Consider the following 19,018-nt stretch of genomic DNA (forward strand, 5'->3'; position numbering starts at 1 on the left):
GGCGCAATCAGGCCGCGCGCTGCTCCGTGCGGAGTCGGGCGACGTAGGCGGCGGGGGCGTCGGCGGGAACGCGTCGGAGTCCGCCGACCATCAGGGACTCCAGCGCTCCGGATCGGATGAGGGCGAAGCACGTGGTGCGGCCGACGCGGAGTCGGCGGGCCGCCTCTTCGACGGTGAGCAGGACGAGCGTGGAATCAACGGTCACTTCGGAAAGGGCCGCGTCCATGCGGTGCTCCTCTGACGTAGTGAGGGGAGGCTCTTGGCCCCCTTCTGAGAAGTCCGCTACATCCGCTACGCCGCTACATCGCAGGTCAGCGGCGGGTTTTGTGTAGCGGGAAGGTTGGGTGTAGCGGCTACGGCCCGCTCGCGGCGGTCCCGGGTGGGGCGTCCGGAGCGTGGCGGTGTAGCCGCTACACGCGGATGTGCCGCTACGCGAAGAGGGGGTCTGAGCTGGGCTGTAGCGGCGTAGCGGTTGTAGCGGCTTCCTGGGGCGGCGGGCAGTAGCGCGTCCAGGCGTCGTGGAGGTCCTTGGCGAAGAAGCCCTTGAGGATCCCGCCGGCGGTGCGGATGTTGCGCGAGACGATGGGTTCGTTGTCGCCGGTCATGTACTCGCGGAGGATCTTGGACAGGCGGCGGTTGTCCAACGGTTTGCCGTGGAGGTCGGCCCACGGGGCGTCTTCCAGGGCGTTGAGGCGGTCGAGGATGGCGACGGTGGGGAGCTTGTCCATACCGATCAGGACGTGGTCACGCAGGTCGGTCAGCAGTCGGACGCCGAGGGAGCCTTTGTCGTCGGTCTGCGAGGCCTTCACCAACTCGGCGCAGGCGGCGCGAGCACGTTCGGGCCAGTCGCCCCCGGCGGCGTCGGCGACGGCGAGCAGCGGCTCCCACACGTCGGCCGGCCGGTCGGTGACCCCGTCCGGCATGACGGGTCGGGCGCCGCCCACCCGGTCACGGACTTGGTCGGCCCATTTGGCGAGCCGGTCGCGGATGGCGTGGCCCTGCTTCTCGTGGTCGCCGATCCGGTAGGGCTCGACTTTCTCGTTCCTGGCCCGGCGGCGCATCCGGATGATGACGGAGCGGGTCAGGATCGTGTCGGGCAACGAGCCGAGTCCGGCGACGGCCACGGCGCAGTACGAGGGGAAGCCCTGCACGGTCTGGTTGGAGCCGTCGCCGACGCACCGGTACATCAGCCGCCCCCGGCGGTGCCCGGCGTTCAGGAAGCCCCGGAGCTGTTCGTTGTCCCCGGCCTTCGGCCCGAACACGGTGTCGATCTCGTCGAAGATGATCGTGGGCCGCTCTCCGTCCACGCCCGACACGGCGCGGAAGAGAGCCGAGGCGGAGGCGTCGACGGCGGCCATGCTGTTGGGGACGAGGGTTTCGATGATCTCCAGCGCGCGGGACTTGCCCGACCCCGGCTCCGGGGAGAGGAACGCGATGCGGGGCGTGGAGTCGAACGCGTCGATCAGGTGGGCGTGGGCGTCCCACAGGGCCACGGCGACGTAGGCGGCCTCTCGGGGGAAGACGTTGAACCGTCGGTGGAAGGTCTCGACTTCGGCGAGCAAGGTGGCGCCGTCAATGGGCTGCTCGCTCATGCGGCACCCCTCCCTTCGGTGAGCGGGACCCGGGTCCCGGTGCAGGTGGTCTTGTGGTGGTCGTACTCGGCGACCAGGACCGCCACGGTGTCCAAACCGGTGGCGGTACCGGTCTGCCCGCATGCGCAGGCGTACGCGGCGTTCGGGGCGCCGTCGGTGCGCTTGGACCACCGGGCGCCGTCGTAGTGCGAGCGGTATACCGGCGCCGCGTAGATGCGGATTCCGGGCTGATCCGGTGTCGGGTCACCGGGGTCCGAGAGGAGAGCAGAGGGGACGCCTTCGGCGACGCCCTTCGGGGCGCCTACCAGCCGCAGGTGCCGGGGCCGTTCGGCGGCTGCAGCGCGGTCGGTGTTCGGGGGGTTGCTTTTCCGGCGGGGAGTGGGGCGGGGGTTCATGCCGTCTCCCGGGGCCGGGCGGTACGGATGGACCAGTTCAGGGCGCTGCGCAGGGTCGAGCGGCACTCGGCCGGCCGCAGCCCCGCCGCCGCCCCCGCTGCCTGAAAAGCCTCCTCGACCACGTGCCGGTCGAGGTCGCCCCACGCGACGAACCGGCCCACGGCGCGGGCGGCCCGGAACAACTCCGCCTCACGGCCCCCTTCCAGGGCAGAGGCGACGGCGGCGGTCTCGCGCTCCAGCACCACATCCGCGTACCGGCTCTTACGGCTCGGCATGGACAGCGTGACCGGCCGTACGGGCTGCTGTGAGGGAGTCAGAGCCTCCACGAGCCACGCGGGAAGGTCGGCGACCGGGAGAGCGTCCACAACGGCGTACGACCCGCTGGGGACAATGGAGCCGGGGGCGACGACGTATCCACCCCACGCGCGGGTGTCGATGTGCCGGCCGAGCTTGCCCGCCGTGTTGGTCAGGCGGATTCCGGGCGGGGCGGTGAAGTACAGGTGTGCTCCGCCGCTCGCAGTCCGGACCCGGTAGGTGGCGGGGACAGCCTGCCCGGCGCGCTCGCAGAGCGCCTGCAAGGAAGCGGCGCCGTCAGGCGTCCCCTTCGGGTCTTTCGCCTTGAGCGTGTCGAGGTCGACCACGAGCAGCCCGGCCGGGCCGGTCGCGATCCCAACGTTGTACGGCCGCGCGCTCCACGCGGCCCGGATCAGCTCCGGGTCGGTGGTGGCGCGCTCCTCGGGCTTGCGGTGCCCCTCCGCGCACCGGCCGGTGCCGGGGCAGTTCGCTTCGGGGTGGCCAGCAGGCCGCTTGTCGCCGGGCCGTAAGGGGAAGACGGGCCAGCCGCGCTCGGCTGCGTCCAGCGCTGCGCGGAGCAGCGCTAGACGGGGGTCATGGGTCATGCTGGATGTCTCCAGTTCTCTCACAGGGGCTGGTGGACGAGAGCGGCCCGGTCTTGGCGGACGTATGTGGGCCGCTCTCGGCGTTCGTGGGGACCACAACCGGAACCACGGCTTGCGGTGGGTCAGGGAGGCGGAGGTACCCCCTGCCGGATGGCTTGTGGAGGGGGTTCCCGCAGGTGGCGGCGGGGTGTCTCCCTGCCTCCCTGATCGACTGTTTTCGCAGGTCAGGGCCAGAGAGGGGGTCAGGGAGGGGTTCAGGGAGTTCTCCCTGCCTCCCTGCCGGTTGGGGGGGTCGCTTCCCTGTCACGCTTCGGCGGAAGTGGAACCCTCAGGGGTGCGGTTGGCGAGGGCGCGGGCGACGCGTTCACGGCCGACGACCATGCGGCCATCGGACTTGTACGGCTCGGCGCCGGCGTCCTCCAGAACGCGCTTGAGGTCGCCGGGCGTCCACGTGCCGTAGGTCTTCTCGCTAAGCGCGGACAGCCGCTTGAGCACGTCAGCCGTCAGAACCCGGGCGGTGTCACCGAGGACGGTGGCGATGTCGGCGAGCGCGTCGCGCTCCTCGCCCTGATCGATGACATGCAGGGTCGTGACCCCGTCGCGCCGGGCCTTGGCCCGCTCGGCGATGGCGGTCGCGGTGTCGGTGTCGATGTAGTGCGTGCGCACGGTGATCGACGGCTGCCCGGCGGGAATCTTGATGCCGTCCGACGCGACCACGACGGTGCCCTTGTCCAGGCCCTGGCGGAGCATGTGCGGTGCGGCGCCGCCGTCAACGGCACTGTCGCCCAGCGCCATCCGGGCCTGCGACTCGGTGCCGAGAACGAGGGAGACGCGGGTGTGGGCGCCCTCGCGGACCAGCTTGGGAAGGTTCTGGTCGGTCGGGTCCTGCGTGCCCTGCCACATCAGGACGTCCACGGCCCGGCCCTGGTTGTGGACCTTACGGACGGCCTGGAAGTAGCGGGACGTGGCCTTGGTGCCGCCGTAGGGCCGCCTGTCGTCTCCGACGGCCGGGCACATGAACGCCACCTGCGCCTCGTCCACCAGGCAGATCAGCGGCGTGAACTTCGTGCCGGGGGGTGCCTGGATGCGCCGTTCCATCTCCGCCACCACGGCCTCGACCATCTCTGTGGCCTCGATGACGTGCTCATCGGTCGGGCCCTGGATCAGGACGGTGGCGATCCCGTCGAACATGCCCCAGTCGCCCACACCCTTGAGGTCGGCGATCCGGAACTCCACGGAGCGGTCCAGGGCGAGCCACAGGGCGAGGGAGCGCACGGCGGCGGTCTTGCCCTGGTTGGACTTACCCGTGATCAGCAGGTGACGCTGATACACGCTCAGCTCGGCGGCGTCCCCCCGCAGGTCCTGGCCCCACGGGGCCTTGCCCTTGGCGTAGTCGGCGCTGATCGTCTCGTCCGTGGTGAGCGGGGACGGTCCGATGGGCTCGTCCAGGGCGCCGGAGTCGGCGATCCACAACCGGACCGTGCGCGCCGCTTCGGGGATCGTGATGAACACTTCGTGCTCGTGCCGGTTGAGGTTCTCCGCGAGCTTCTTGCGCCGTGCCCGCACCTCCGCCGTCGACACGCCCGAGGGGAGGGTGACGTCGACTTCGACGCCGCATCCGGCGATCCGGATGGGGCCGAGCATGGCCGCCCCGGCGTCGCCCATCTCCTTGATGGCGTTCCGCAGCGGCGCGATGCCCAGGTCCCGCAGGGCGGTGACGACGATGGACGGGGTGATCGGCGCCCCGGCATCGTCGCTGCGCGAGTGGGCGGGGAGGGCCCACTGCGGGGCGGCGCCCCGGTGCCGGCCGACCGCCCACACCCCCGCCAGCGCCAGCCACGGCCCGACCGCGACCAGCGGCCCCCACAGGATCGTGACCAGGGTGACCAACAGCCGGATCAGCTCCACCAGCGCCATCAGCGGGGTGACGACGTCGGTGATGTCCTTGTTCGCTATGGCCAGCGCGACCCCGATCGCCACCAGCGCGCCGATGCCGCCGCCGGCGCCGTAGGCGGCGCCCTTCACCAGCTTCTCCGGGGCCATCAGCAGATCCATGCGCCGCTTGTGCCGCTGCTCGCGGAAGCGGTGCAGACGCTCCTCCCAGTCGCCCGCGGCTTCGTAGTTGCCCGCCGCCTCGGCCGCACGCAGCAGCCGCTCGTAGCGGGCGCCGGTCCGGCCGTCCCACGCCCGACGCGTGACGATCCGGGTGCCGCCAAGGACGTAGGAGCCGTGGCGGACGACGGCCCGGCCGGCGCCCTTCGTGCGGTCATGCGTGACGACGTCGGCGACGGCGCGGCCGGTTCGCTTCCACACCCGGACCGGCTTGACCGGCTCCACCACGGGCGCAACGGCGGCGAGGATGGGCGGGGCGGCGGGCTGGTCGGTCTGAGGGTCTTTGAACAGAGGGATGACGTTCTCGGTCATGCTGGGGTTCTCCTGCTGCTCGTAAGGGTGGAGGGATGGGCCCGGGGCGGTCGGGATGCTTGGCGGCTGTCGGCCGCCCCGGGGCACCGCTACTTCTTGCGCTTGGCGTCCTTCTCGGCGCGCTTACGGGCGCCCTCGATGACGCGCTCGACCTTGCGTTCAAGGTCGGCCTGGTGGACGTTCTCCCCGGCGATCGAGCGCTTGGCCATGCGGGCGACGTTCCACGCGATCCGGGCGTGCTCGCCCGGTGTGAGCTTGGGGTGATCGGCCATCACTTCACCTCCGCGCTCTGGGCGACGGTCTCGGTGAGGGCGGCGGCGAGGGCGAGCTGGGCCCACACGGCGGCCTCGGCGACGATCCCGGGCCACTGGTCGCGGTAGACCTGAGCGGCCAGGAGCTTCTCGGCGCGTTCGCGGTACTCGTTGCTGGTCACAGCAGACGTTCCCTTCCGGGGCCGGTCTGTCCGGCTCCCCACCCGCCCCGGGCATCCGGGGCGGACAGGCAGCCGTCAGCGACGGCGACGAGCCCTGCGGACCGTCTTCGCGGCAGCCTTACCGTCCGTGCCGCCCACGGTCTTCACGACCGACACGACGCCCCAGGCGAGGACGACGGCGAGGAATGCCAGGATCGCCAGATTGGCGGCGATCGCGGTCAGCGCGCCGACCAGGAGCGGGCCGAAGTAGACCCCGGCGGCGACCGCTCCGGCACCGACCCCGGAGCCGAGCGCGAGCCGCTGGACCGTGCGGTCCGGGGCGGCCTGGTGGATGTGCTGGTGGACCACCTGCGGCGCGGCCGGCAGGGGCGCGGGCAGGTGGTCGGCGTAGACGTAGGTGCCGTCAGGGAGCCGCACCACGGGCGCGGGCTCGGGCAGATGGTTCACGGTCATGTCCCTTCTGGCTGCTCGGGGAAGGCGCAGGGGGTGCACATGCCGAGGGAAGGCGGGATGCGGTATCCGGCATCCCGGCGGCACTCGGGGCAGATCTGCCGGGCGGCGTTCGCCCGTCGCAGGGCCGCCCACCGGGCGGGGGTCATGGGGCGTACGGGCTTGGCCTGGTCGATCCGGTAGAGGTAGGCGACCAGCGGCCCCCGCCGGCGGCGGGGGCGTTCGAGCTGCGCCACGACCGGCTGACCGGCCGGGCGCAGCCCCATCGCACGCAACTGCCGGAACGTCGCCAACCCATCGGGGGCGAGACGCCACCGGTAGACGGGGACGGTGCCCATCACGCGACCGCGACCGGCTCAGCCACCTGCCCGGCGGGCCGCTCGGCCCGCAGAGTCTCGCGCAGCATCCGGGCCCTGTCCGGGGAAGTGCGCAGCGCCTTGCGGATGCCTTCGGCGGTCAACTGCTCGATGGGCCACGACTCGGTCAACTGCCGTGCCTCGGCCAGCAGCTCATCGGCCGTGCGGCGCGGTCGGGTCGATCGGGCCGCCTCGGGGACCCGACCGGTCGCCCGACGCGGGGCCGACTGCTCGGCCGCGACCGCACGCACGATGACCCGATCAGTCGACTCCTCATCGAGCGGGGAATCGACCGGTGCGGGCGGCTCGATAGCGACCGGCTCGACCAGCGCGGGGACTGGCTCTGGGGCGGGTTCCGCCACGTCAGAGGTAGACCGTTCTGTATCGATCTGCGTCGATTCCTCCGCATCGGCGGGGTCGGCCGGTCGATGGTGCAGGACCTTGGCGACGAGATCGGAGCCGAAGTAGATCGACCCGACCGGCAGGGAGGTGGCGAGTAGGACGAGCAGCCAGTTGACCGGGTCCCAGTCGGCCAGTCGGGTCCAGTCGACCGATTCGCCGTGCAGCTCGGGGACGAGTCCGTGGACGAAGTTGAGGACGAGTGAGGCGGCGGTGTAGGCGGCCAGGACCCGCAGCGCGAACCGCTTGTCCGCCCGATCGGTCAGTACCAGCGTGGCGACCAGGGCGAGGGCCATCAGGCCGTCGACCACGAACGGGTAGAGCCTCGCGCCGGTCTCGTCCGCCCCCACGGCGGTGGCCACGTCCCGCAGCGCGTTCCACGAGACGCGGAACGCCATGCCGACCACGACGACCAGGGCGAGAACAAGCAGCGTCTTCCCCGCGCGGTTCATGCCCCACCGCCGATCCGCGCCGCCACGGCGATCACGGCGGCGAGGGTGAACACGACGCCGGCCGCGCGGGTGAGATCCACGGCCCTCTGGAGTCGGGCGAACTTCGCCACCGCGATCCGGGCCAGCGCCGCGATGTCCTGCGGCCGGTGATCGCCGCGCAGCTCGGCCCGGATCTCCTCGGCCGTGAGCGTCGCCCACCGGGGGAAGCCGACCGGCGCCGGGCCGCCGAGCCGGGGGCGGACCACCGCGAGCAGCACGCCGGCGGCGGCGACCAGCAGCGCGACACCGACACCAGCGACCACCAGGGACGCGGTCGGGAGGCGCAGGCCGGTGACGGCTGTCCAGCACGCGGCGAGGGCCGCGCCGTCGAACGCCAGGAGCAGTGACGCCTTGGTGTCGGTGCGGGCGATCTCCGCCTTCACCTCCGCGTGCGCGGCGGTCAGGTTCGCTTCCACCCGCGCCTCAGACGTGAGCGGAACGTTGGGCTGGGTGCTCATGCGGCACCGCCCGACTGGACTACGCCGGTGCGGTTGGTCAGGTCCCGGCGGGCCGCCATGACCCGGTTGCGGGCCCTGCGGATCCGGCGGGCGTCCAGCTCGGTGACCGGCCGGTCGAGGGTCATGATCTGCGCGTCGAGCAGGTCGACCTCCGCCAGGATCAGCGGCATCTCGCTCTCGATCGCGTCCAGCTCCGCGCCCGACGGCTCACCGTCGAACGGGACGGCCGTAACGACGGCCTGAAGTGCAGCGATGGACTTCATTGGGTCGTGCTCCCTTCGAGAAGGAACGGCCCGAACCGAGGCCCCGGAGTTGCACCTCCGGGGCCTCTCGCCTTATGGCGCGGGCAGCGCCCCGGCCGGGAGTCGAACCCGGCCTTCGACCATTCGGGGCTGTGGTCAGATCACGGTGGCGGCGGCTTTCACCAGCCGCTCGGCCGCCTCGATCGCTTCCTCGCGGCGGGCGGTGAGCATGTCGGCGTCGGCGGCGTGCCGCAGGCCGTAGACGGCGCGAGCCGCCGCGTCGGCCCGATCGGCGAGCACCGGGGCGAGAATCTGCACGGCCGTGAGCGGAGCGGTGATCGTGGATCGTGTGGCGTGGCTAGCGGCCCGCGCCTGCTCGTAACTGGCGGCGTCGGCGCCCCTCAGCCGCATGTCCTCGCGGGCCCACATGGCCCGCCGGTGATCAGCGAGCGCGGCAATCAGGCCGGTCAGGGCCGTCAGGCGCTCACGGCGTAACTCACCGGCCCGCGCCTCACGGGCCAGTCGGTGCTGAAGGGTCCCGGCGACGACCGCACCCAGCAGGGTGCCGAGGACCGCAATGACGCTGGTGACAACAGCTTCCACAGTGCACTCCCTTGAAAGTAGTCCGGGAAATTCCGGCTCCCCTCAGCCCCGCCCGTACGAGACGGGCGGAGGAGGCAACCGGCCGCCGTGTAGCAGCGCGGCGACGTTCGTCATTCCTGTCTCGCCTTCGGGAGCGCGCTCCCGTTGCAGGCTGCGAGACGGCGGCCTTTCGGCCTTGCCCTCCGGTTGACCAGGGACCCGGGACCCTCGGCCCGCTCTGTCCCGGGCCCCTTGACCTCGAACGGCCCTGAGTTGGGCACGTCGACGTCCCGCACCCCCTGGCCAGTTGAACCGACCGGCGGGCACATCCCTAAGGTTCCCTAGGGTTCCCTGCGGTGTCAAGCAGTAAGCTAGGGAACCTCAGGGAAGTCACGACAGGGAGCAGGCGACATGGCAGGCCAGGCCGACAATCGGGCGCCGTACGCGAAGATCGCTGCCCACTACACAGAGCTGATTTCGACCGGCCAGCTACAGCCGGGCACCCTCTTGCCGAGCATCAAGAACCTCGCGGAAGAGTGGAAGGTGAGCACCGCTACCGCCGAAAAGGCCCTGCGCAAGCTGCGCAACGATGGGCTCGTGCGAGGCATCCACGGCATTGGCACCGAGGTTCTCGACCAGCCGGCGCCCATGTCCTCGGGCTCTCAGCGGCAGGACCGGGGGCGTCGTACCGGGTCTAGCTGGGGAGACGGCGAGAGGTCCGACTCGCACCAGGCGGCCGTAGTACCCGCGCCCGCCGACGTGGCGCAAGCGCTGGACATTCAGCCCGGCTCGGACGTGGTCCGCCGCAGCCGCGTATATAGGGACCGGCACGGCATCGTCGCTCACAGCACGTCGTGGATTCCGGCCCGGTACGGCAAGCTGATCCCCCAGCTAGCGGAGAGCGAGCGCCTGACTGGGGGTACGTCGCTCCAGCTCATTGCCGAGGCAACCGGCCATCCGATCAGCCACCGCATCGACACCGCCTCTGCATCCCTGCTGACACCGGAGCACGCGCAGCTCCTGGAACTGGACGCCGACAACCTGCCCACGGCCCCCGTCGTCGTCATGACGGCAAAGTTCGTCGACAGTGAGGGCAACATCGTGGAGTACGGCGTAGACCTTGGGGGACCCGGCCGGACGTGGCGCACGGAATCGGAGGTCTCGTGACGGTCATGGATGACACGCTCACGAATGTGCTCGAAGCCCGGCTTGGCGCCCACCTGGCGGCCGGCAGGGCTGGCACAATCACGCCCGAAGCCGAAGCGGAGGTGGCTGCCATCTCCCGGACCCTGACGAGATCCATGCCTCCACGCCCGCCACTCTGCGTCCTGATGGCCGGTCTCCCCGGCTCCGGCAAGACCACCCTTTCCCGCGCGCTCACCGATCGCGGGTTCGTGCGGCTGTGCCCGGACGAAGAAATGTTCCGTCGGCATGGCGTCTATGGAGTGGATTTCCCCCGGGGTGTCTTCCCGACCCTTGAGCGTCCGGTCCTAGAAGACGTGGCGGCTGATCTCAGGGAGAAGCTCAAGGCAGGGCACGATGTCGTCGTTGACCACGGCTTCTGGACACCGGAGGACCGGGCCAAGTGGCGAGCGATAGCGAGTGACGCCGACGCGACCCCTGTGCTCGTCTACCTCGAAGCCAGCCATGAAGAGCTGTGGGAGCGGATCAGTACGCGCAACGAGTTCCACGCGAACGATCCGAACTCGATCTACTTCTCCGAGAGCGACCTACAGCGATACCGCACCCGGTTCATCCCCCCTCAGGCCGACGAACCCCACCTGTCGTACGACGGTGACCCTGAGACCGTGATCGCGGCCCTGGACGACTCTCGCCCTTGACCTGCCAGAGGCGCAGACGCGCAGGTCAGGTAGGCGCTCTCCGTCTCAGTTTCCGTCTCATTCATCCCCGTCCGGAGTAGTCCAGCGCGGTTCACTCGGCTCGCGGGAACGCGCGAATGAACCAGGCTGAACTGACCTGAATGACCCCCTGACCAGCACGAACAGACCTCGAAAGCGAGTGTGGCGCAAGTCACCGAGGGTTCAAATCCCTCCGCTACCGCCAGAAACACCCCTTCGACCCGCAGAAATGCGGTCGGAGGGGTGTTCTTCGTGTAAGCGGAGTGCGGCCGTGGCCGCGGCGCTTCCCTCATCCCCCGGGACGAGCAGGGGAGTTGCACCCGCGGCCCGGGGGTCCCGCCCACCACCGCCGCTCAGGTCACGACAGGTGCGGGCCGCGGAGACGTCGTCGGGCCGTTCAGGCGACCTTGGGGGCGCAGCGCATGCCGATGTAGACGCAGCGGGTGCCGTCGGGCAGGACGGAGAAGACCACCGGTGTGTAGTCCGTGCTGAAGGCCGAACCCACACCCGTGCCGGCGAAGGCCGTCTCCGTGACCGGCAGCAGGTCGATCCCCAGGGGCTTGGAGAGGTCCTTCATGCCGTCCACGAACTCGTAGAGCGCGTGCCCGGCGCCGTCCTTCTCGGTCACCGTGATGACCACACCCTCGCGCCGGTACGTGCCCACGAGGGGTTCCCAGTCCACCGCGGGCGGCGTGGCCGACGGGGCGAAGGGCTCCGGCATGGTCACTCCCGCCAGATCGGCGAGGAGCTCGCGGTAGAGCGCCGCGTACACCTCACGCGCGCCACCGCCGTTGGTGAGCAGGGCGACGGCGACGCCGGCCGACGGCACCACGCGCAGGTAGCCGTACTGGCCGATGGAGGCGCCGTCGTGGCCGTAGCCCTCGACGCCGTTCCAGTCGTACAGGGTCCAGCCCAGACCCCAACCGTCCGAGCTGACCGTCCACTTGTCGGGGCAGTCCACCACCCGGCGTCGCATGAGAGCGACCGACTCCTCGGAGAGCACCCGGGTGCCGTCCTCGGCCACGCCGCCGGCGAGGTGCATCCGTGCGAGCCGGGCGAGATCGCCCGCGGAGGCGATGACCCTGCCGTACGGGCCCGCCGATCGCGGCATCATGTCCCACTGCGGTGCCGGTGCCGGATCCTCGCCCGGCTCGCCCAGGTGCCCCATGGCCGCGCGGAAGCGCAGCGCCTCTTCGGGCAGGGTCATGGTGTGGGTGAGGCCGAGCGGGGTCAGCAGCAGGTCCTTGAGCGCTTCGTCCCACGTCTTGCCGGTCACCACCTCGACGATCCGGCCGAGCACGTTGTAGCCGACGCTGCTGTACGAGATCGCGCTGCCGGGCGGGCAGTCGAGCGCGACGGCCTTCGCGGCCTCGACGTACTTCTCCAGGCAGTCGTCGCCGCGCCCGCTGTCGTGGTTGAAGTCGCAGGTGAGTCCGCTCGTGTGGCTGAGCAGCCGGCGGATGGTGATCATCCTGGTCACCTCGGGGTCGCCGAGCGAGAACTCCGGCAGCACGTCCGTGACCGGTGCGTCCAGCTCGAACCGGCCGGACTCGACGAGCTGCATCACCAGGGTGGCCGTGTAGATCTTGGCTATCGAGCCCATCTGGAAGACCGAGTCGGTCGTCGTCTCCACGCCCGTGCCGCGGTGCAGGACGCCGCTCGCCCATGCGTGGACGGTCCCGTCGACGAGGACGGCCAAGGACGCTCCCGGCACGTGGTGCTCGGCGCAGAGCCGGTCGAGGCGGGCCTGCCAGCGGGCGAGGTCCAGCTTCCGCCCCGCCGAGTTCCGGGTCCCCCACGCCCCCGCGGCGCTCCAGTTGCCTCGTTCGTCGGATGTCACGTGGTTCGGCACGGTCTACTCCCCCTTGATTCGTACAGCGTTCCTCGATGCGCACACTGTACGCATCAAGAGTCAGCGTTCGCAACAGGCGTACGGTGTCGGCTACGGTGAGGGACGCCAAGCGGCGGATCGACCGAGGGAAATGAGCGCACATGCCTGCCGACGCGAACCCGATCACCTCGGTGTGGACACGTCCGCATCGCCCGCAGCGAGAGCAGCTGACACGGGAGCAGATCGTGACCGCGACGATCGAGCTGCTGGACGCGGAGGGTGTCGAAGCGCTCAGCATGCGCAAACTCGGCACCCGGCTGAAGGCCGGCGCCACGTCCCTCTACCGGCATGTGGCCAATCGGGACGAGCTGATCCAGCTGGCCGTGGACGACGTGTTCGGTGAGCTGGACCCGCCGGTCGCCGCCACCCACGGCACCTGGCGCACGGCGGCCGCCCGCGCCGCCACCGACCTGCGGGCGATGGTCCTGCGCCACCCCTGGGTCGGCCCCGAACTCGGCCAGGTCGGGCTGCTCCACGTCGGCCCGAATGCCCTCCGCATGACCTCGGGCCTCCTCGCACAGTTCCAGGCGGCCGGCTTCCCCGCGGACGAGGAGGACCAGGCCGCGGGGGCCCTCATGGCCTATGTCGTGGGGATCGCCACCAGCGAGGCCGCATACCTCTCCCTGGTGGCCCGCAGTGGTGTCCCCGAGCGCGAATGGCTGTCGGGCCACAGCTCGGACCTCGGCGAGGAGGCGGACCCGCGGCAGGTGCGCGAGGACCGCTTCGCGTACGGACTCGACCGGATCCTCGACGGTCTCGCCGGCCGGCTCGCGCCGGGCGACGGCGGTGACGCTCACCCCACCGGGCGGTGACAGGGGCGAACGTCGGCCCGCAGGATCCGGCGTCGGCCGGTGAGGGGGTCGGGGGGCAGCGAGAAGGCCCCGGCGCGTGGGTCTCACGCGGCCGGGGCCTTCGCTTCGCAGGGGCGGGGGGAGCGGCATCGGGGGGACAAGCCGCTCCCCCCGACGAGAACCGGGCCCGCAAGTCCGGCCGCGATCAGGGGGAAGCCCGCGGCACGGACCCCGCAGTGGAGACCGGTTCCAGGCCCCCGCGGACTCCTGCCGGATCCGCCGGGGCTCGACATCCATCCTGCTCCGCCGTCACCCTTCCGGGGGGCGGCGAAAGGCCCCGATCACCGGGTCCTTGGTCCATAAAGACCCCGTGAAAAGGCTCGGTTAGACTCACCCGACCCCGCGGGGGGCACGGGCAGGCCGGGCAAGGGCAGACCGACGGGGCACACAGGGGAAGGCGCGGCAGATGGCGCAAGCGAAGAAGATCGCGCTCTACGCGATCGTGGTCTTTGTGCTGTACACGATCATCAATTCCCCCAGCCGGGCCGCCGATCTCGTCCAGGTAGGGTTCGAGGGCATATCGAGCGCCGCGCAGGGCGTCGGCGAGTTCATGACCGCGCTCATCAACTAGGAGTCCCCCCGTGATCCGCCATCTGGTCCTCTTCAAGCTCAACGACGGCGTCAAGCGCGACGAGCCGCGCGTGGTCGCCGGCGTCGAGGCCTTCCGGGCGCTGGGCGGGGCCATCCCGGAGCTGACGTTCTGGGAGTGCGACTGGAACATCACCGACCGGCCCATCGCGTACGACTTCGCCATCAACTCGGCGGTCGAGGACACCGATGCGCTCCGGCGCTACCTGGAGCACCCGGCCCACCAGGCGGGCGTCGCCCAGTGGCGTGAGTTCGCCACGTGGGTGATCGCGGACTACGAGTTCTGAGGCGCTCCTCCTCCCACTTCCGAGGCCCCCCGCCGTCACGGCGGGGGGCCTTTCGGCTTCTTGGCCTTCCCTTTTAGCCCAACTTGCCGTCAACACGTGGTTATACGGTGCTTGCACACAGTGGACATGTCTTGTGATGCTATGACCGCTTTTGACGGATGAGTTGACCGTAGTTGACCAGCAAGACCAGACAAAGGGGTGGCGTGAACGTGCCGGCCAGTACAGCGCCTCAAGTCCCGCCCCAGCCAGAGGCAGGCGGCTCGGACGCCCCGCGCCCACGGCCCGAGGCAGGCGGCCCGGACACCCCGCGCCCGCGGCCCCAGAGCACCCGGGGCGCCGACACCCGGGCCCTCACCCAGGTGCTCTTCGGCCAGCTCAAGGAGCTGCAGCCGGGTACTCCGGAGCACCACCGGGTGCGCGGGGCCCTCATCGAGGCCAACCTGCCCCTCGTGCGGTACGCGGCCGCCCGCTTCCGCTCCCGCAACGAACCGATGGAGGACGTGGTCCAGGTCGGCACGATCGGCCTGATCAACGCCATCGACCGCTTCGACCCCGACCGCGGGGTCCAGTTCCCCACCTTCGCGATGCCCACCGTCGTCGGCGAGATCAAGCGCTACTTCCGCGACAACGTCCGGACCGTCCACGTGCCGCGCCGGCTCCACGAGCTGTGGGTGCAGGTCAACGGCGCCACCGAGGACCTGACGACGGCCCACGGCCGCTCCCCCACCACCGCCGAGATCGCCGAGCGGCTGAAGATCGGCGAGGACGAGGTCCTGGCCTGCATCGAGGCGGGCCGCTCCTACCACGCCACCTCCCTGGAGGCGGCCCAGGAAGGCGACGGCCTGCCGGGCCTCCTCGACCGGCTCGGCTACGAGGACCCGGCCCTCGCCGGCGTCGAGCACCGGGACCTGGTACGCCACCTGCTCGTACAGCTGCCCGAACGCGAGCAGCGGATCCTGATGCTCCGCTACTACAGCAATCTGACGCAGTCCCAGATCAGCCAGGAGCTCGGGGTCTCGCAGATGCACGTGTCAAGGCTCCTCGCCCGCAGCTTCGCCCGATTGAGGTCCGCAAACAGGATCGAGGCGTAACCGGAACGGGTAGACCGGTTCGGAGCAGTTCTGCGCGGAAGTTCGGCACACCAAAAGCCGCACACCCCTTGTTTCCTGCGGAAATCCACCGCCGCTGTGTCGACAAGTCACTACAGCGTGTTGCCGACATGTGACATTCTGCTGGAACCGCGTTTGCCGCAGCCCCGCCTCCGGTATTCAGGTGGAGGCTGCGTTCCTCCGATGGTCGTGGCCGCCGCGACCGTCCGCGACCTCAAGGGGGTGGCATGTCCGCAGAACAGGGCAGCTCGAAGGTGCTCACGCTCACGCCCGCGCAGACGCCGGTACAGATTCACGTACCGGAGCAGACGTCCGTGCCGAGCGAAGCGCCCACCACGCCGCTTGTCGTCTCGTCGGAAGCCCTCGACACCCGCACGCTCTCCCGCTCCCTCTTCCTGCGGCTCCGCGCCCTCGACGACGAAGGCACCGCGGCGGACAGCCCGGAGCGCACCTACGTCCGCGACACCCTCATCGAGCTGAACCTCCCGCTCGTGCGGTACGCCGCGGCCCGCTTCCGCTCCCGCAACGAACCGATGGAGGACATCGTCCAGGTCGGCACCATCGGCCTGATCAAGGCGATCGACCGGTTCGACTGCGAACGCGGCGTGGAGTTCCCGACGTTCGCCATGCCGACCGTGGTCGGCGAGATCAAGCGCTTCTTCCGCGACACCTCCTGGTCCGTCCGCGTGCCGCGCCGGCTCCAGGAGCTGCGGCTCGCGCTGACCAAGGCGAGCGACGAGCTCGCCCAGAAGCTCGACCGCTCCCCGACCGTCCCCGAACTCGCCGCCGTGCTCGGCGTGTCCGAGGAGGACGTCGTCGACGGCCTCGCCGTCGGCAACGCCTACACCGCCTCCTCGCTCGACTCCCCCTCCCCCGAGGACGACGGCGGCGAGGGCTCCCTCGCCGACCGCCTCGGGTACGAGGACACGGCCCTGGAGGGCGTCGAGTACCGGGAATCGCTGAAGCCGCTGCTCGCCAAACTGCCGCCCAGGGAGCGGCAGATCATCATGCTGCGGTTCTTCGCGAACATGACCCAGTCACAGATCGGCGAGGAGGTCGGCATCTCCCAGATGCACGTCTCCCGACTGCTGACCCGGACCCTGGCCCAGCTGCGCCAGGGCCTGATCGCCGACTGACCCGACGCGGGACACCCGGCGGCTCGCCCCAGCGCGGATCGCCGGGAGACCGGGCGCCCAGGAAGCCGGACGGTACGGACCGGAACCCCCCGACCCCTGGTCGACTGACGATCCGTCAGCCACACTGGCGCCATGCGGCGACAGAGGTCACGTCTGACAGGAGTCGCGCTCGCGCTCTGCCTCGGCGGAGCGCTGACCGCGTGCGGCGGAGGCGACGGCGAGGGGTACGCGGCGGTGGGCGCGGGCGCCACCCCCCAGGGGCCGCAAGGCCCGCCGGGAAAGGTCACCCTCGTCCCCCTCGACAGCCCCTCCGCCCGAGGCACGACCTCCAGCACCTCCTCACCGTCCCCACCCCCAGAGGCCGGCGGCGAGCCGTCGGACGACGACCGGGACGCGCGTACGAACCCGGGCGCGGGCACGCAGACGGCAGCCGGTACGGCCCCCGCCCCGGGAACCCCCGCCACACCGGACCGGCCCGACACCCCCGGAACCACCCCTCCCGGCACACCCGGGCCGGAAGCCCCCCGGCCAGGCCCACCGAAACCGGGCACCACGACACCGCCACCGGCACCCCGGCCCACACCCCCGGCACCGCCGCCGGCACCGGCCGCGCTCACCCTCTCCGCGCCGGTCCGCGCGGACGCCGACACACGCTGGTGCGAACGCGTGACCGTGACCTTCCGCAACACCGGAGGCACCCCCGCCCGCACCGGCACGGTCACCTTCGCCACCCACATCATCGGCTCCCTCGGCGTGGACTGGGCCACCATCCACACGACACAGCCCCTCCCCGGCCCCCTCGCCGCCGGAGCCTCCCGGACACAGACGTACACCGTCTGCGTGGACAGCTGGCGCGTACCGCTCGGCATGCACGTCGACACCCGCAAGGTCACCGCCACCTGGACCTGACCGCACCGGCCCGCCCCGTCGCACCCCCTCAGGGGCGCGGTGGGGGGTGGACATCGCCCCGATGCCGCCGCAGCAGGACGTTCGCGTCCGTCTCCGCACTCCAGTCGAACCGCAGCCGCGCCGCCGTCCGCCCCTCGGCCAGCTCGGCGCACTCCGCACAGTCCGCACCCGCCCGCTCGTTCGCCGCGCGCACGCCCGCGCTCAACCGCTCGGCCGACGTCGCGGGCCGCACCCGCTCCGGATCGGCCTGCCACTCCCGCCCACCGCCGACGGGCCGCAGCATCGCGTACGGCCCGGCCGTACCCCGGTACTCGCCCACCCTGCGGGCGACCGGGTCGTACACCAGCCCACCGCCCTCCATGTGCCCCGCCATTCCACGGCTCCTCAGCTCCTCACCCGATCGGGCGACTACTCTCCGTGCCCTCAGCGTTGCTCAATGGGAAGGGCGCCCACAACGCTCGACGCGTGCCAAGGGGCCACTGTCACGAGGGGGGACGGACGGAGTGACTCGACGCAACGCCACGGCGGGCACGGGGAGTACGGGAGGCGCGGCGGCCACGACGGCGGGCGTCTTCGGCGAACTGCTCAGGCACTACCGGGAGTCGGCCGCGCTGACCCAGGACGCCCTCGCCCGCCGGATCCCGTGCGACCGCTCCCAGGTGGCCCGCATCGAGGCGGGGACCCGGGTGCCGCAGGACACCTTCGCGAAGGCGTGCGACGAACTGCTGTACACGGGAGGGGTGTTACTGCGGCTCTGGGGGCGGATCGACTGGTACCCGGAGGTGGAGCACCCGGACTGGTTCCGGCGGAGGGCGGAGATGGACGCGAAGGCGGTGACGCTTCGCGAGTACCAGACGGACGTCGTACCGGGCCTCCTCCAAGCGCCCGGGTACGCCCGTGCGCTGCTCGCCCAGATCGCCACGGGCGACGAGGCCGAGGAGCGGGTGCGGGCTCGACTCAGCCGCCAGCAGCGGTTCCTGGCCGAGGACGGCCCGGTGTACATCGCGGTCCTGGACGAGAGCTGCCTGCGGAACGTCGTCGGCGACGCGGCCGTCATGCGCGACCAGCACGCGCACCTGCTGGCCGTGGGGCAGCGCCCCAACATCTGGATCCAGGTCGCGCCCGCCGCGCGTCCGCTGGTCCGCCCCACGACCTCGATGTCGCTGATCACGCTCCCGGGAGGTGACCGGTGGGTCTATTCGGAATCACTGAGTCGCGGCCATCTGACCGATGATCCGGCCGCTTTCGAGCGGCACAGCCAGAACTATGATGTGCTGCGGGCCGACGTCCTGTCAGCCCTCGAGTCTGCCGCTCTCATCAGCGACGTGATGAAAGGGTTCGATCACCATGCAGAGGGACGATCTCAGCGCGGCGACGTGGGTCAAGAGCAGCCACAGCGGCAACGACGGCGGCAACTGCCTCGAAGTCGCCCCCGGGTTCCCCGGCCTCGTCCCCGTACGTGACAGCAAGGCCCCCGAAGGCCCCGCCCTCGTCTTCGAGCGGTCCGTCTGGGAGTCGTTCCTGACGTCCCTCTGAGCTGCTGCGTCGGCCGGCCCTGGGGCGCGCGGAGCGGCGGAATGCGGCTCGGCCGGGTTCGGCGCCCGCGGGAGCGTGGGTGGAGTGGCTGGCCCCCGCGTGGCCACGCCCCCGGCCGCCCTTCGAGTGCG

The 19,018-nt window shown here is 71.1% G+C and carries 24 protein-coding genes and 1 pseudogene; 10 read left to right on the forward strand and 15 right to left on the reverse strand.

Features of this window, described 5'->3' with window-relative positions; translation table 11 throughout:
• Nucleotides 1-7 precede the first annotated feature (7 nt).
• The 13 genes from ACZ6RC_RS19045 to ACZ6RC_RS19105 form a co-directional block, all read right to left on the reverse strand.
• The gene (locus tag ACZ6RC_RS19045; RefSeq protein WP_469584571.1) at nucleotides 8-226 is read right to left on the reverse strand and encodes an excisionase family DNA-binding protein; all 219 of its coding nucleotides are present in this window, start codon (nucleotides 224-226) and stop codon (nucleotides 8-10) included.
• Nucleotides 227-428: 202 nt separating this feature from the next.
• Complete coding sequence (locus ACZ6RC_RS19050) at nucleotides 429-1,592, reverse strand: DUF3631 domain-containing protein (protein ID WP_469584574.1); 1,164 nt, start codon at nucleotides 1,590-1,592, stop codon at nucleotides 429-431.
• Nucleotides 1,589-1,987: a hypothetical protein gene (locus ACZ6RC_RS19055; protein WP_469584578.1), complete on the reverse strand. Its 399-nt coding sequence runs from the start codon at nucleotides 1,985-1,987 to the stop codon at nucleotides 1,589-1,591. The genes ACZ6RC_RS19050 and ACZ6RC_RS19055 overlap by 4 nt, the downstream gene beginning before the upstream one ends.
• Nucleotides 1,984-2,886, reverse strand: a complete 903-nt coding sequence (locus ACZ6RC_RS19060; protein ID WP_469584581.1) for a bifunctional DNA primase/polymerase — start codon at nucleotides 2,884-2,886, stop codon at nucleotides 1,984-1,986. The genes ACZ6RC_RS19055 and ACZ6RC_RS19060 overlap by 4 nt, the downstream gene beginning before the upstream one ends.
• Before the next feature lie 303 nt (nucleotides 2,887-3,189).
• Nucleotides 3,190-5,310 carry an FtsK/SpoIIIE domain-containing protein gene (locus ACZ6RC_RS19065; RefSeq protein WP_469584584.1) on the reverse strand — a complete coding sequence of 707 codons (2,121 nt, stop codon included), beginning with the start codon at nucleotides 5,308-5,310 and terminating at the stop codon, nucleotides 3,190-3,192.
• Nucleotides 5,311-5,399: 89 nt separating this feature from the next.
• Entirely contained in the window at nucleotides 5,400-5,582 is a 183-nt protein-coding gene (locus ACZ6RC_RS19070) for a DUF6257 family protein (RefSeq protein WP_469584588.1), read from the reverse strand.
• Entirely contained in the window at nucleotides 5,582-5,743 is a 162-nt protein-coding gene (locus tag ACZ6RC_RS19075; RefSeq protein WP_469584591.1) for a hypothetical protein, read from the reverse strand. Before ACZ6RC_RS19075 ends, ACZ6RC_RS19070 begins: the two co-directional genes overlap by 1 nt.
• Nucleotides 5,744-5,818: 75 nt before the next feature.
• Nucleotides 5,819-6,196 carry a DUF6251 family protein gene (locus ACZ6RC_RS19080; protein ID WP_469584595.1) on the reverse strand — a complete coding sequence of 126 codons (378 nt, stop codon included), beginning with the start codon at nucleotides 6,194-6,196 and terminating at the stop codon, nucleotides 5,819-5,821.
• Entirely contained in the window at nucleotides 6,193-6,531 is a 339-nt protein-coding gene (locus tag ACZ6RC_RS19085) for an RRQRL motif-containing zinc-binding protein (protein ID WP_469584598.1), read from the reverse strand. Before ACZ6RC_RS19085 ends, ACZ6RC_RS19080 begins: the two co-directional genes overlap by 4 nt.
• The gene (locus tag ACZ6RC_RS19090; RefSeq protein ID WP_469584601.1) at nucleotides 6,531-7,400 is read right to left on the reverse strand and encodes a DUF2637 domain-containing protein; all 870 of its coding nucleotides are present in this window, start codon (nucleotides 7,398-7,400) and stop codon (nucleotides 6,531-6,533) included. Before ACZ6RC_RS19090 ends, ACZ6RC_RS19085 begins: the two co-directional genes overlap by 1 nt.
• Nucleotides 7,397-7,897, reverse strand: coding sequence for a Pycsar system effector family protein (locus ACZ6RC_RS19095; protein ID WP_469584605.1), 501 nt, complete (start codon nucleotides 7,895-7,897; stop codon nucleotides 7,397-7,399). Before ACZ6RC_RS19095 ends, ACZ6RC_RS19090 begins: the two co-directional genes overlap by 4 nt.
• Complete coding sequence (locus tag ACZ6RC_RS19100; RefSeq protein WP_469584608.1) at nucleotides 7,894-8,160, reverse strand: DUF6284 family protein; 267 nt, start codon at nucleotides 8,158-8,160, stop codon at nucleotides 7,894-7,896. Before ACZ6RC_RS19100 ends, ACZ6RC_RS19095 begins: the two co-directional genes overlap by 4 nt.
• A 135-nt stretch (nucleotides 8,161-8,295) precedes the next feature.
• Nucleotides 8,296-8,742 carry a protein kilB gene (locus ACZ6RC_RS19105; RefSeq protein WP_469584611.1) on the reverse strand — a complete coding sequence of 149 codons (447 nt, stop codon included), beginning with the start codon at nucleotides 8,740-8,742 and terminating at the stop codon, nucleotides 8,296-8,298.
• A 390-nt stretch (nucleotides 8,743-9,132) separates the two neighbouring features.
• Here ACZ6RC_RS19105 and ACZ6RC_RS19110 point away from each other — a divergent pair, with 390 nt between their 5' ends.
• Nucleotides 9,133-9,888: a GntR family transcriptional regulator gene (locus ACZ6RC_RS19110; protein ID WP_469584614.1), complete on the forward strand. Its 756-nt coding sequence runs from the start codon at nucleotides 9,133-9,135 to the stop codon at nucleotides 9,886-9,888.
• Complete coding sequence (locus ACZ6RC_RS19115; RefSeq protein ID WP_469584617.1) at nucleotides 9,885-10,562, forward strand: P-loop nucleotide/nucleoside kinase family protein; 678 nt, start codon at nucleotides 9,885-9,887, stop codon at nucleotides 10,560-10,562. Before ACZ6RC_RS19110 ends, ACZ6RC_RS19115 begins: the two co-directional genes overlap by 4 nt.
• A 415-nt stretch (nucleotides 10,563-10,977) precedes the next feature.
• Here the strand turns inward: ACZ6RC_RS19115 and ACZ6RC_RS19120 are convergent, their stop codons facing one another.
• Nucleotides 10,978-12,432, reverse strand: coding sequence for a serine hydrolase domain-containing protein (locus ACZ6RC_RS19120; RefSeq protein ID WP_469584620.1), 1,455 nt, complete (start codon nucleotides 12,430-12,432; stop codon nucleotides 10,978-10,980).
• A 140-nt stretch (nucleotides 12,433-12,572) separates the two neighbouring features.
• On the opposite strand from ACZ6RC_RS19120, the gene ACZ6RC_RS19125 reads away from it, so the two are divergent.
• The 6 genes from ACZ6RC_RS19125 (at nucleotide 12,573) to ACZ6RC_RS19150 (ending at nucleotide 17,351) form a co-directional block, all read left to right on the forward strand.
• Nucleotides 12,573-13,283 carry a TetR/AcrR family transcriptional regulator gene (locus ACZ6RC_RS19125; RefSeq protein WP_469584623.1) on the forward strand — a complete coding sequence of 237 codons (711 nt, stop codon included), beginning with the start codon at nucleotides 12,573-12,575 and terminating at the stop codon, nucleotides 13,281-13,283.
• A gap of 445 nt (nucleotides 13,284-13,728) precedes the next feature.
• The gene (locus ACZ6RC_RS19130) at nucleotides 13,729-13,893 is read left to right on the forward strand and encodes a hypothetical protein (protein ID WP_391139800.1); all 165 of its coding nucleotides are present in this window, start codon (nucleotides 13,729-13,731) and stop codon (nucleotides 13,891-13,893) included.
• Nucleotides 13,894-13,903: 10 nt separating this feature from the next.
• Nucleotides 13,904-14,197 (forward strand): Dabb family protein, encoded by a 294-nt coding sequence (locus tag ACZ6RC_RS19135; RefSeq protein ID WP_391139802.1) that lies wholly within the window; start codon nucleotides 13,904-13,906, stop codon nucleotides 14,195-14,197.
• A 209-nt stretch (nucleotides 14,198-14,406) separates the two neighbouring features.
• Nucleotides 14,407-15,288: an RNA polymerase sigma factor SigF gene (locus tag ACZ6RC_RS19140; RefSeq protein WP_469584625.1), complete on the forward strand. Its 882-nt coding sequence runs from the start codon at nucleotides 14,407-14,409 to the stop codon at nucleotides 15,286-15,288.
• A 245-nt stretch (nucleotides 15,289-15,533) separates the two neighbouring features.
• Complete coding sequence (locus ACZ6RC_RS19145; protein WP_391139805.1) at nucleotides 15,534-16,442, forward strand: RNA polymerase sigma factor SigF; 909 nt, start codon at nucleotides 15,534-15,536, stop codon at nucleotides 16,440-16,442.
• Between the two features lie 666 nt (nucleotides 16,443-17,108).
• A complete protein-coding gene (locus ACZ6RC_RS19150; protein ID WP_453616231.1) occupies nucleotides 17,109-17,351 on the forward strand; it encodes a hypothetical protein in 243 nt (80 codons plus the stop codon).
• A 28-nt stretch (nucleotides 17,352-17,379) separates the two neighbouring features.
• On the opposite strand, the gene ACZ6RC_RS19155 is transcribed toward ACZ6RC_RS19150, so the two are convergent.
• A complete protein-coding gene (locus tag ACZ6RC_RS19155; RefSeq protein WP_469584628.1) occupies nucleotides 17,380-17,724 on the reverse strand; it encodes a hypothetical protein in 345 nt (114 codons plus the stop codon).
• 130 nt (nucleotides 17,725-17,854) lie between these two features.
• Here ACZ6RC_RS19155 and ACZ6RC_RS19160 point away from each other — a divergent pair, with 130 nt between their 5' ends.
• Together ACZ6RC_RS19160 and ACZ6RC_RS19165 are read left to right on the forward strand one after the other, a co-directional pair.
• The gene (locus ACZ6RC_RS19160) at nucleotides 17,855-18,814 is read left to right on the forward strand and encodes a helix-turn-helix domain-containing protein (RefSeq protein ID WP_469584631.1); all 960 of its coding nucleotides are present in this window, start codon (nucleotides 17,855-17,857) and stop codon (nucleotides 18,812-18,814) included.
• Nucleotides 18,783-18,887, forward strand: a pseudogene (locus ACZ6RC_RS19165) (DUF397 domain-containing protein); the annotation flags it as partial. The gene ACZ6RC_RS19160 and the pseudogene ACZ6RC_RS19165, both read left to right, overlap by 32 nt.
• Nucleotides 18,888-19,018: the final 131 nt, after the last annotated feature.

Source organism: Streptomyces sp. NPDC048353 (assembly GCF_055587165.1).